The sequence below is a fragment of the Streptomyces sp. NPDC041200 genome (genome assembly GCF_055591805.1).
The window spans coordinates 58,756-68,324 of sequence record NZ_JBVIZF010000010.1; the positions used below are offsets into that span (position 1 = coordinate 58,756).

At 65.8% G+C, this 9,569-nt stretch carries 19 protein-coding genes; all 19 read right to left on the reverse strand.

Translation table 11 applies throughout. From position 1 onward, the window contains the following. Positions 1-36: 36 nt before the first annotated feature. The 19 genes from rpsM to rplP all read right to left on the reverse strand — a co-directional run bounded on the left by rpsM (position 37) and on the right by rplP (position 9,565). Positions 37-417: a 30S ribosomal protein S13 gene (gene rpsM / locus ACZ6CL_RS22710; RefSeq protein ID WP_009715861.1), complete on the reverse strand. Its 381-nt coding sequence runs from the start codon at positions 415-417 to the stop codon at positions 37-39. 186 nt (positions 418-603) lie between these two features. Beyond that, positions 604-717: a 50S ribosomal protein L36 gene (gene rpmJ, locus ACZ6CL_RS22715; protein ID WP_003956441.1), complete on the reverse strand. Its 114-nt coding sequence runs from the start codon at positions 715-717 to the stop codon at positions 604-606. A gap of 27 nt (positions 718-744) precedes the next feature. Next, positions 745-966 (reverse strand): translation initiation factor IF-1, encoded by a 222-nt coding sequence (infA, locus tag ACZ6CL_RS22720; RefSeq protein ID WP_003956442.1) that lies wholly within the window; start codon positions 964-966, stop codon positions 745-747. A 165-nt stretch (positions 967-1,131) separates the two neighbouring features. Continuing rightward, the gene (map, locus tag ACZ6CL_RS22725; protein WP_468938070.1) at positions 1,132-1,968 is read right to left on the reverse strand and encodes a type I methionyl aminopeptidase; all 837 of its coding nucleotides are present in this window, start codon (positions 1,966-1,968) and stop codon (positions 1,132-1,134) included. A 93-nt stretch (positions 1,969-2,061) separates the two neighbouring features. Continuing rightward, positions 2,062-2,718, reverse strand: a complete 657-nt coding sequence (locus ACZ6CL_RS22730) for an adenylate kinase (protein WP_468938072.1) — start codon at positions 2,716-2,718, stop codon at positions 2,062-2,064. Beyond that, positions 2,718-4,031, reverse strand: coding sequence for a preprotein translocase subunit SecY (gene secY / locus ACZ6CL_RS22735; RefSeq protein ID WP_468049106.1), 1,314 nt, complete (start codon positions 4,029-4,031; stop codon positions 2,718-2,720). The genes ACZ6CL_RS22730 and secY overlap by 1 nt, the downstream gene beginning before the upstream one ends. A 205-nt stretch (positions 4,032-4,236) precedes the next feature. Continuing rightward, positions 4,237-4,692, reverse strand: a complete 456-nt coding sequence (gene rplO / locus ACZ6CL_RS22740; protein ID WP_009715865.1) for a 50S ribosomal protein L15 — start codon at positions 4,690-4,692, stop codon at positions 4,237-4,239. A gap of 1 nt (position 4,693) precedes the next feature. Continuing rightward, entirely contained in the window at positions 4,694-4,876 is a 183-nt protein-coding gene (gene rpmD, locus ACZ6CL_RS22745) for a 50S ribosomal protein L30 (protein WP_009715866.1), read from the reverse strand. Between the two features lie 2 nt (positions 4,877-4,878). After that, a complete protein-coding gene (rpsE, locus tag ACZ6CL_RS22750; RefSeq protein WP_009715867.1) occupies positions 4,879-5,484 on the reverse strand; it encodes a 30S ribosomal protein S5 in 606 nt (201 codons plus the stop codon). Positions 5,485-5,530: 46 nt separating this feature from the next. After that, positions 5,531-5,914, reverse strand: a complete 384-nt coding sequence (gene rplR, locus ACZ6CL_RS22755) for a 50S ribosomal protein L18 (protein ID WP_385440556.1) — start codon at positions 5,912-5,914, stop codon at positions 5,531-5,533. A 3-nt stretch (positions 5,915-5,917) separates the two neighbouring features. Further along, positions 5,918-6,457, reverse strand: a complete 540-nt coding sequence (gene rplF / locus ACZ6CL_RS22760) for a 50S ribosomal protein L6 (protein WP_385440558.1) — start codon at positions 6,455-6,457, stop codon at positions 5,918-5,920. A 20-nt stretch (positions 6,458-6,477) separates the two neighbouring features. Further along, a complete protein-coding gene (gene rpsH, locus ACZ6CL_RS22765) occupies positions 6,478-6,876 on the reverse strand; it encodes a 30S ribosomal protein S8 (RefSeq protein ID WP_385440561.1) in 399 nt (132 codons plus the stop codon). A gap of 212 nt (positions 6,877-7,088) precedes the next feature. Then, the gene (locus tag ACZ6CL_RS22770; protein WP_003948630.1) at positions 7,089-7,274 is read right to left on the reverse strand and encodes a type Z 30S ribosomal protein S14; all 186 of its coding nucleotides are present in this window, start codon (positions 7,272-7,274) and stop codon (positions 7,089-7,091) included. A 3-nt stretch (positions 7,275-7,277) separates the two neighbouring features. Further along, positions 7,278-7,838: a 50S ribosomal protein L5 gene (rplE, locus tag ACZ6CL_RS22775; protein ID WP_468938075.1), complete on the reverse strand. Its 561-nt coding sequence runs from the start codon at positions 7,836-7,838 to the stop codon at positions 7,278-7,280. Continuing rightward, entirely contained in the window at positions 7,838-8,161 is a 324-nt protein-coding gene (gene rplX, locus ACZ6CL_RS22780) for a 50S ribosomal protein L24 (RefSeq protein WP_468938078.1), read from the reverse strand. Before rplX ends, rplE begins: the two co-directional genes overlap by 1 nt. A 3-nt stretch (positions 8,162-8,164) precedes the next feature. Next, the gene (rplN, locus tag ACZ6CL_RS22785) at positions 8,165-8,533 is read right to left on the reverse strand and encodes a 50S ribosomal protein L14 (RefSeq protein ID WP_003992364.1); all 369 of its coding nucleotides are present in this window, start codon (positions 8,531-8,533) and stop codon (positions 8,165-8,167) included. A 101-nt stretch (positions 8,534-8,634) separates the two neighbouring features. Beyond that, positions 8,635-8,922, reverse strand: a complete 288-nt coding sequence (gene rpsQ / locus ACZ6CL_RS22790; RefSeq protein ID WP_009715873.1) for a 30S ribosomal protein S17 — start codon at positions 8,920-8,922, stop codon at positions 8,635-8,637. After that, a complete protein-coding gene (rpmC, locus tag ACZ6CL_RS22795; RefSeq protein ID WP_009715874.1) occupies positions 8,922-9,146 on the reverse strand; it encodes a 50S ribosomal protein L29 in 225 nt (74 codons plus the stop codon). The genes rpsQ and rpmC overlap by 1 nt, the downstream gene beginning before the upstream one ends. Next, complete coding sequence (gene rplP, locus ACZ6CL_RS22800; protein WP_009715875.1) at positions 9,146-9,565, reverse strand: 50S ribosomal protein L16; 420 nt, start codon at positions 9,563-9,565, stop codon at positions 9,146-9,148. Before rplP ends, rpmC begins: the two co-directional genes overlap by 1 nt. Between the last annotated feature and the right edge of the window lie 4 nt (positions 9,566-9,569).

Here is a 9,569-nt window from a genome sequence, read left to right on the forward strand (position 1 = left end):
CTACAGCTCGGACCGCTTGTCAGCGTCCGGTGCGGACTACTTCTTGCCCGGCTTCTTCTTACCGGCGATCGCGCGACGCGGGCCCTTGCGGGTCCGGGCGTTGGTGCTGGTGCGCTGGCCGTGGACCGGCAGGCCGCGGCGGTGACGCAGGCCCTGGTAGCAGCCGATCTCCACCTTGCGGCGGATGTCGGCCTGAATCTCACGACGGAGGTCACCCTCGGTCTTGATGTTGTTGTCCACGTACTCGCGGATCTTGACCAGGTCCTCTTCGGCCAAGTCGCGAACGCGGGTGTCCGGGTTCACACCGGTGTTGGCGAGCGTCTGCTGGGCAAGGGTGCGACCGATGCCGAAGACGTAGGTGAGGGCGACCTCGACGCGCTTTTCGCGCGGGAGATCAACGCCTGCAAGGCGTGCCATGAATCTGGCTCCATTGGTTGTCGGAGGTCTTCCGCAGCACCTGTCCCGGCCGGTCGGGCCGGGTCCCCGGCCTCCGACCGGGGGTGTCGCCCCCGCGCCTGCGGGAACGGGTGACTGCGTATGTACGTACAGCTATACGTCGCGCGAAGATTGCTGCGAGAGGTGCAGGTCTGCGGTCGGCGTGCGTCAGCCCTGGCGCTGCTTGTGGCGCAGGTTGTCGCAGATGACCATGACCCGGCCGTGGCGGCGGATCACCTTGCACTTGTCGCAGATCTTCTTGACGCTCGGCTTGACCTTCATGGTGTGAGGTTCTCCGGGTCGTGAGATCTACTTGTAGCGGTAGACGATCCGTCCGCGCGTGAGGTCGTACGGAGACAGCTCCACGACGACTCGGTCATCGGGCAGGATGCGGATGTAGTGCATGCGCATCTTGCCGCTGATGTGCGCGAGGACCTTGTGACCGTTCTGCAGTTCCACCTTGAACATCGCGTTCGGCAGAGACTCGATCACGGTGCCCTCGATTTCGATGGCGCCTTGCTTCTTGGCCATGTCCTGCTTTCGGGATCGGCTACCTTGATCGGCTCGCGACATGCGGGAGGGCATGCGTGAGCCGACGTGTCAGTCTACGTCAGGGCATCCCGAAACACGAATCCGGGTCAGCATGCCCGGATTCCGTGGTTTTTATGCCAATGAAGATCACGCGAGGGGGCCGGTTCAGGCCAGCGGGTCGGGCGCGGTCTCGACGCCCAGCTCGGCCAGCTTCGCCTTGCCGCCGTCGACCGCGGTCAGCACCAGCGGGCCCTCCTCGGTCAGCGCGACCGAGTGCTCCCAGTGGCTGGACCAGGTGCCGTCGTCCGTCTTGACGGTCCAGTCGTCGGCGAGGACGTGCGTCTTCGCGGTGCCGAGGCTCACCATCGGCTCGATCGCGATGCAGAAGCCGGGCACCAGCTTCGGGCCCTTGCCGCGCTTGCGGGAGACGTAGTTCAGCAGATGCGGGTCCATGTGCATCTGGCTGCCGATGCCGTGGCCGCCGTAGTCCTCGATGATCCCGTACTTACCGGAGGCCGGACGCGGCTGGCGGCGGATGTAGCCCTCGATCGCCTTGGAGATGTCGATCAGCCGGTTGCCCTTGCGGACCGCGGCGATCCCGGCCCACATCGACTCCTCGGTGACCCGGCTCAGCTCATGCAGCTCCGGGGCGTGGCCCTCGCCGACGAAGACGGTGAAGGCGGCGTCCCCGTGCCAGCCCTCGATGATCGCGCCCGCGTCGATGGAGAGCAGGTCACCGTCCTTGAGCACGGTCTCCCGGTCCGGGATGCCGTGCACGACGATGTCGTTCACCGAGGTGCAGATGGTCGCGGGGAAGCCGCCGTAGCCCAGGAAGTTCGACTTGGCGCCGTGGTCGGCGATCACCTTGCGGGCGACGTCGTCCAGGTCCTTGGTGGAGGCGCCGGGGACGGCGGCCGCCCGCGTCGCCTCGTGGATGGCGGCGACGACCAGCCCCGCCTCACGCATCTTCGCGATCTGCTCGGCCGTCTTGATCTCCACCATCGCCATACCTTCCGCGGTCCATCGTTTCTGCTCAACAGTACGGCCGCGACGCCCTTCGCGGGCGCCGCGGCCGTATACCGGCTTGCCCGGCCCTCAGGCCGCCTTGGCGGCCAGCGCGCCCATCGCGCGCTGCGTGACCTCGGATACCTTGCCGAGCGCCGGGATCGTCACGACCTGGCCCTTGGCCTTGTAGTAGTCGATGATCGGCTCGGTCTCGCGGTGGTAGACCTCAAGGCGCTTGCGGACGGTTTCCTCGCTGTCGTCCTCGCGCTGGTACAGCTCGCCGCCGCACACGTCGCACACGCCCTCGGCCTCGGGCTTCTTGTACTCCACGTGGAAGGTGTGCGCGCTGTCGTTGCGGCAGGTCCGGCGGCCGGCGATCCGCTTGACCACCTCGTCCTCCGGGACCTCCAGGTCCAGCACGGCGTCCAGCGTCAGATCGTTGTCCCGCAGGTAGGCGTCCAGCGCCTGGGCCTGGGCCACGTTCCGCGGGAAGCCGTCGAGCAGGAAGCCGCCCGCGGCGTCCGGCTGGCTCATCCGGTCCTCGGCCATGCCGACCGTGACCTCGTCCGGTACCAGTTGCCCGGCCCTCATGTACTCCTGCGCCTGCTTGCCGAGCGGTGTGCCCTGGCTGATGTTCGCGCGGAAGAGGTCGCCCGTGGAGATGTGCGGGATCGACAGGTTCGCGGCGAGGTACGTGGCTTGCGTACCCTTACCGGCTCCAGGAGGCCCGACGAGGACGATTCGCATCAGCGGAGGAACCCTTCGTAGTGTCGCTGCTGAAGCTGGCTCTCGATCTGCTTCACGGTCTCCAGGCCGACACCCACGATGATCAGGATGCTCGTGCCGCCGAACGGGAAGTTCTGATTGGCATTGAGCGTCACCAGCGCCACCGTGGGCACCAGGGCGATCAGACCCAGATAGAGCGCACCCGGCCACGTGATGCGGTTCAGCACGTAGCTCAGATACTCAGCAGTGGGACGACCAGCCCGAATACCCGGGATGAACCCACCATACTTCTTCATGTTGTCGGCAACTTCTTCGGGGTTGAAGCTGATGGCGACGTAGAAGAACGCGAAGAAGACGATCAGCAGGAAGTACGAGGCGATGTAGATCGGGTGGTCGCCCTTGACCAGGTTCTGCGAGATCCAGTTCGCCCAGCCCGCCTTGGACTGGCTGAACTGAACGATCAGCGCCGGAATGTAGAGCAGGGACGAGGCGAAGATCACGGGGATCACGCCCGCCTGGTTCACCTTCATCGGGATGTACGTCGACGTGCCGCCGTAGGAGCGGCGGCCGATCATCCGCTTGGCGTACTGCACCGGGATGCGGCGCTGCGCCTGCTCGACGAAGACCACCAGGCCGACCATGGCCAGACCACAGAGGATCACCAGGCCGAACTCCAGCCAGCCCCCCATGATCTTGCCCTGCTGCTTGATGCTCCACATGGCGCTGGGGAAACCGGCGGCGATCGAGACGAACATCAGGATCGACATGCCGTTGCCGATGCCGCGGTCGGTGACCAGCTCACCGAGCCACATGATCAGCGCGGTGCCGGCGGTCATCGTGATGACCATCACGGCGGTGGTGAAGATCGAATCGTCCCGGACGATCTGATTGCCGACCGGGCAGCTCTGGAACAGAGAACCGCTGCGCGCCGTGGCGACCAGGCCAGTGCCCTGGAGGATCGCCAGCGCGACAGTCAGGTAACGGGTGTACTGCGTGATCTTCGCCTGCCCGGTCTGGCCCTCCTTCTTGAGGGCCTCCAGACGCGGAATCACCACGGTCAGCAGCTGCAGGATGATGCTCGCCGTGATGTACGGCATGATCCCGAGCGCGAAGATGGTGATCTGGAGCAGTGCGCCACCACTGAACATGTTGACCAGGCCGAACAGCCCCTGCTGACCCTTGGCCAAGTCCATGCACGTCTGGACGTTCTTGTAGTCGATGCCCGGGATCGGGACATGTTGCCCGAGCCGGAAGAGCACGATGATGGCCAGCGTGAACAGCAGCTTCTTGCGCAGGTCGGGCGTCTTGAACGCCCGGGCGAACGCGGTGAGCACGGTGCCTCCTGCGCCCCCCGCGTTCGTTGCGCGAGAGGTGACGGTCTTGAGGATCGACGAATACTTATCAGCCAGGACCCGTACGGAGACGTACCGCACGGAAGGTAACAGCGCACGCCACCTTACCGGCGACCGGGCCCCCCTAGGAACGACCAACCGGGGATGCCCCAGATCTGGGGCATCCCCGGCCAGTTTCGCACGTTGCTCAGACGAGCTCGGTGACAGTGCCGCCGGCAGCGGTGATCTTCTCCTTGGCGGAGCCGGAGACGGCGTCGACCGTCACCTGGAGCGCCACGGAGACCTCGCCGGAGCCCAGCACCTTGACGAGCTGGTTCTTGCGCACCGCACCCTTGGCGACCAGGTCGGCCACCGTGACCTCGCCACCCTGCGGGTAGAGCGCGGTCAGCTTGTCCAGGTTCACGACCTGGTACTCGGTGCGGAAGGGGTTCTTGAAGCCCTTCAGCTTCGGGAGCCGCATGTGGAGGGGCATCTGCCCACCCTCGAAGCGCTCCGGAACCTGGTAACGGGCCTTGGTGCCCTTGGTACCACGACCAGCGGTCTTACCCTTGGACGCCTCACCACGACCGACACGGGTCTTGGCGGTCTTGGCGCCCGGGGCGGGCCGGAGGTTGTGGACCTTCAGCGGGTTGTTCTCCGCCATGTCAGTCGACCTCCTCGACCGTCACGAGGTGCCGCACGGTGGTCGCCATGCCGCGGAACTCGGGGCGGTCCTCCTTGACAACCACGTCGCCGAGCTTCTTCAGCCCGAGCGAACGCAGGGTGTCGCGGTGGTTCTGCTTGCTGCCGATGTACGACTTCGTCTGCGTGATCTTGAGGCGGGCCATGCTCACACACCCACCCCGGCACGCGCCCGCAGCAGAGCGGCGGGGGCGACGTCCTCGAGCGGCAGACCACGGCGGGCGGCGATCTCCTCGGGGCGCTGAAGGCCCTGCAGAGCGGCTCGCGTGGCGTGCACGATGTTGATCGGGTTCGACGAGCCGAGCGACTTGCTCAGCACGTCGTGGATGCCCGCGCACTCCAGAACGGCGCGCACCGGGCCACCGGCGATCACACCGGTACCGGGGGACGCCGGCTTGAGCAGCACGACACCCGCGGCCTCCTCACCCTGGATCGGGTGCGGAATGGTGCCGGCGATCCGGGGGACCTTGAAGAAGTGCTTCTTGGCCTCCTCCACGCCCTTGGCGATCGCGGCCGGCACCTCCTTGGCCTTGCCGTAACCGACACCCACGGTGCCGTCACCATCGCCCACCACGACCAGCGCGGTGAAGCTGAAGCGACGACCACCCTTCACAACCTTGGCGACACGGTTGATCGCGACAACCCGCTCGACGTAGGCGGTCTTCTCGGCAGCTGCGCCGCCGTCCCGCCGGTCCTTCCGGTCCCGCCGCTCGCCGCCACCGGCGCCGCCACCGCGACGCTGGGGTCCAGCCATTGGTTTTACCTCTCTCTGTTACGTCCGCTAGCTCCGGAACCGGGGCTTAGAACTTCAGCCCGGCTTCGCGGGCGGCGTCCGCCAGAGCGGCGATGCGCCCGGCGTACTGGTTGCCACCGCGGTCGAACACGACGGCCTCGACACCCGCGGCCTTCGCCCGCTCGGCCACCAGCGCGCCGACCTGCTTGGCCTGGTCGCTCTTGTCACTCTCGCCACCACGGATCGAGGTGTCCAGAGTCGACGCCGAGGCGAGCGTGTGGCCCGCGATGTCGTCGATGACCTGGGCCACCATGTGGCGGTTGGACCGCGTCACCACGAGACGGGGACGCTCCGGCGTACCGGAGATCCGCTTGCGGACGCGGATGTGACGGCGCTTGATGGCAGCGGCCTTGCGCGCGTTGCCCTTAGCGATCTTCACACCGTATGTCATGGCTTACTTACCAGCCTTTCCGACCTTGCGGCGGATGACCTCGCCCGCATACTTCACGCCCTTGGCCTTGTAGGGGTCGGGCTTGCGAAGCTTGCGAATGTTCGCGGCGACCTCGCCGACCCGCTGCTTGTCGATGCCCTCGACGCTCAGCTTGGTCGGGGACTCCACCTTGAAGGTGATGCCCTCGGGGGCCTCGACCAGGATCGGGTGGCTGTAGCCGAGCGAGAACTCCAGGTTGGAGCCCTTCGCCAGGACGCGGTAGCCAACACCGCTGATCTCGAGCGCCTTGCTGTAGCCCTGGGTCACGCCGGTGATCATGTTCGCCACCAGCGTGCGGGACAGGCCGTGCAGGGCCTTGTTCTGACGCTCGTCGTTCGGGCGGGTGACAACGAGGTTGTTGTCCTCACCCTTGGCGACCTCGATGGGCGCGGCGACGGTGTGCGAGAGAGAGCCCTTGGGACCCTTCACGGCGACCGTACGGCCATCGATAGTGACGTCCACACCAGCGGGAACCTGGATGGGCAGCTTGCCAATACGCGACATGTGCTTCCTCCGTTCCCTGGTTACCAGACGTAGGCGAGGACTTCCCCACCCACGCCCTTCTTGCCGGCCTGCTTGTCGGTGAGGAGCCCGTGCGACGTGGAGATGATCGCCACGCCCAGGCCGCCGAGCACCTTCGGCAGGTTGGTGGACTTTGCGTAGACCCGCAGGCCCGGCTTCGAGATCCGCTTGATGCCCGCGATCGAGCGCTCACGGTTCGGACCGAACTTCAGCTCGAGGGTGAGGTTCTTGCCAACCTCGGCGTCCTCGACCTTCCAGCCGGTGATGTAGCCCTCCTGCTGGAGGATCTCCGCGATGTGCGACTTGATCTTGCTGTGGGGCATCACGACGTCGTCGTGATAAGCCGAGTTCGCGTTCCGCAGACGGGTCAGCATGTCTGCGATCGGATCGGTCATGGTCATGTTTGGCCTTCGGCCTCTCTCGCCGGGGTTTCCTATCTGCACCATCCCTCTCACCCACTCTGGGTGGGCACGGGTGTGGCGCGGGGACCTTCGGCGTAGTAAGACAATTCTGGGCGACGAGAACCCAACCCTTCCACCCTACGGGAGTGAGAGGGCGGGCCTCGCCATCCATTGCTTACCGAGAGCCTCCGGTACCAGCCTGAGCGGGCTGGTTACCAGGAGCTCTTGGTCACGCCCGGCAGCTCGCCACGGTGAGCCATCTCACGCAGGCACACGCGGCACAGGCCGAACTTGCGGTACACGGAGTGCGGACGGCCGCAGCGCTGGCAGCGGGTGTACCCACGCACGCCGAACTTGGGCTTGCGGGCGGCCTTGGCAATAAGAGCCTTCTTCGCCACGGCTCACGCCTCCTTGAACGGGAAGCCGAGGTGACGAAGCAGGGCCCGGCCCTGGTCGTCGGTGGTCGCCGTGGTCACCACGGTGATGTCCATACCCCGGACGCGGTCGATCTTGTCCTGGTCGATCTCGTGGAACATGACCTGCTCCGTGAGACCGAAGGTGTAGTTCCCACGGCCGTCGAACTGCTTCGGCGACAGACCACGGAAGTCGCGGATGCGCGGCAGCGCGAGCGACACCAGACGGTCCAGGAACTCCCACATGCGGTCGCCCCGGAGGGTGACGTGGGCACCGATCGGCTGGCCCTCACGCAGCTTGAACTGCGCGATGGACTTACGGGCCTTGGTGACGGCCGGCTTCTGGCCGGTGATCGTGGTGAGGTCGCGGATGGCGCCCTCGATCAGCTTGGAGTCGCGGGCGGCGTCGCCCACACCCATGTTGACCACGACCTTGGTGAGACCGGGGATCTGCATGACGTTCTCGATGGAGAACTGCTCCTGCAGCTTGCCCTGGATCTCTTCGCGGTAGCGCGTCTTGAGACGCGGTGCACTGGTGGTGGCAGTCATCAGATGTCCTCACCGGTCCGCTTGGCAACGCGGATCTTGTTGCCCTCGTCGTCGAAGCGGAACCCGACGCGAGTGACGACCTTGTTGCCGTCCTTCTCCACCACGAGCTGAACGTTGCTCACGTGGATCGGGGCCTCGGTCGTCACGATGCCGCCGGTCTTCGAACCACGAGCGGTCTGTCCGGCCTTGGTGTGCTTCTTGACCCGGTTGACACCCTCGACCAGAACGCGGTCCTCGCGGGGGAAGGCCGCGATGACCTTGCCCTGCTTGCCCTTGTCCTTACCGGTGATGACCTGGACCAGGTCGCCCTTCTTGACCTTCATCGGTTACAGCACCTCCGGCGCGAGCGAGATGATCTTCATGAACTTCTTCTCGCGCAGCTCACGGCCCACCGGGCCGAAGATACGGGTGCCGCGGGGGTCGCCATCGTTCTTGAGGATGACGGCCGCGTTCTCGTCGAAGCGGATGTACGAACCGTCCGGGCGGCGGCGCTCCTTGACGGTGCGCACGATGACCGCCTTGATGACGTCACCCTTCTTCACGTTGCCACCGGGGATCGCGTCCTTCACGGTGGCGACGATGACGTCACCGATGCCCGCGTAGCGGCGACCGGAGCCACCGAGAACACGGATGCAAAGGATTTCCTTCGCACCAGTGTTGTCGGCGACGCGCAGTCGCGACTCCTGCTGGATCACGTCTATCTCCTGATCGTCTGCCGGTTCCCGGCAGGGGCTCGATATGTCGAGCCCCTGCCGAGCCTGGCGGAACTGACCTGAGAGCTAATGCCCTCAGGGATTTACTTGGCCTTCTCGAGGATCTCGACGACGCGCCAGCGCTTGGTCGCGGACAGCGGCCGGGTCTCCATCAGGAGGACACGGTCACCGACACCCGCGGCGTTCTGCTCGTCGTGCGCCTTGAGCTTGTTCGTACGGCGGATGACCTTGCCGTACAGCGCGTGCTTGACGCGGTCCTCGACGGCGACGACGACGGTCTTGTCCATCTTGTCGCTGACGACCAGACCCTCGCGGGTCTTGCGGAAGCCGCGGCTCTGCGGTGCGTTCTCAGTCACATTCGTCTCGCTCATCAGGCGCTCTCCACCGTCTCGATGCCGAGCTCGCGCTCCCGCATCAGGGTGTAGATCCGGGCGATGTCCTTGCGGACGGCCTTCAGCCGGCCGTGGTTCTCGAGCTGTCCGGTCGCCGCCTGGAAGCGGAGGTTGAACAGCTCTTCCTTGGCCTCACGCAGCTTGCCAACGAGGTCCTCGTTGTTCAGCTCACGCAGCTCGGACGCCTTGGTACCGGCCGCCATCACGACTCACCTGCCTCGCGCCGCACGATCCGGCACTTCATCGGGAGCTTGTGAGCAGCGCGGGTGAGCGCCTCACGCGCAGTCTTCTCGTTCGGGTAGGACAGCTCGAACATCACCCGACCGGGCTTGACGTTCGCGACCCACCACTCCGGCGAACCCTTACCGGAACCCATGCGGGTCTCGGCGGGCTTCTTCGTCAGCGGACGGTCCGGGTAGATGTTGATCCAGACCTTGCCGCCACGCTTGATGTGGCGGGTCATCGCGATACGAGCGGCCTCGATCTGACGGTTCGTGACGTACGCCGGGGTGACGGCCTGGATGCCGTACTCGCCGAACGCCAGCTCCGTGCCGCCCTTGGCCATGCCGGACCGCTTGGGGTGGTGCTGCTTGCGGTGCTTGACCCTGCGAGGGATCAGCATGTCG

What these genes read in the sequence shown, in the direction of transcription:
- infA (WP_003956442.1), bottom strand. Translation starts at nt 966, where the DNA reads ATGGCCAAGAAGCAAGGCGCCATCGAAATCGAGGGCACCGTGATCGAG.
- rpsQ (WP_009715873.1), bottom strand. Translation starts at nt 8,922, where the DNA reads ATGAGCGAGACGAATGTGACTGAGAACGCACCGCAGAGCCGCGGCTTC.
- map (WP_468938070.1), bottom strand. Translation starts at nt 1,968, where the DNA reads ATGGTGGAGATCAAGACGGCCGAGCAGATCGCGAAGATGCGTGAGGCG.
- rpsM (WP_009715861.1), bottom strand. Translation starts at nt 417, where the DNA reads ATGGCACGCCTTGCAGGCGTTGATCTCCCGCGCGAAAAGCGCGTCGAG.
- rpmJ (WP_003956441.1), bottom strand. Translation starts at nt 717, where the DNA reads ATGAAGGTCAAGCCGAGCGTCAAGAAGATCTGCGACAAGTGCAAGGTG.
- rplX (WP_468938078.1), bottom strand. Translation starts at nt 8,161, where the DNA reads ATGAAGGTCAAGAAGGGCGACCTGGTCCAGGTCATCACCGGTAAGGAC.
- rplE (WP_468938075.1), bottom strand. Translation starts at nt 7,838, where the DNA reads ATGACTGCCACCACCAGTGCACCGCGTCTCAAGACGCGCTACCGCGAA.
- rplP (WP_009715875.1), bottom strand. Translation starts at nt 9,565, where the DNA reads ATGCTGATCCCTCGCAGGGTCAAGCACCGCAAGCAGCACCACCCCAAG.
- rpsH (WP_385440561.1), bottom strand. Translation starts at nt 6,876, where the DNA reads ATGACCATGACCGATCCGATCGCAGACATGCTGACCCGTCTGCGGAAC.
- rplF (WP_385440558.1), bottom strand. Translation starts at nt 6,457, where the DNA reads ATGTCGCGTATTGGCAAGCTGCCCATCCAGGTTCCCGCTGGTGTGGAC.
- ACZ6CL_RS22730 (WP_468938072.1), bottom strand. Translation starts at nt 2,718, where the DNA reads ATGCGAATCGTCCTCGTCGGGCCTCCTGGAGCCGGTAAGGGTACGCAA.
- rpsE (WP_009715867.1), bottom strand. Translation starts at nt 5,484, where the DNA reads ATGGCTGGACCCCAGCGTCGCGGTGGCGGCGCCGGTGGCGGCGAGCGG.
- rpmC (WP_009715874.1), bottom strand. Translation starts at nt 9,146, where the DNA reads ATGGCGGCCGGTACCAAGGCGTCCGAGCTGCGTGAGCTGAACAACGAG.
- rpmD (WP_009715866.1), bottom strand. Translation starts at nt 4,876, where the DNA reads ATGGCCCGCCTCAAGATCACGCAGACGAAGTCGTACATCGGCAGCAAG.
- rplR (WP_385440556.1), bottom strand. Translation starts at nt 5,914, where the DNA reads ATGACATACGGTGTGAAGATCGCTAAGGGCAACGCGCGCAAGGCCGCT.
- rplO (WP_009715865.1), bottom strand. Translation starts at nt 4,692, where the DNA reads ATGGCGGAGAACAACCCGCTGAAGGTCCACAACCTCCGGCCCGCCCCG.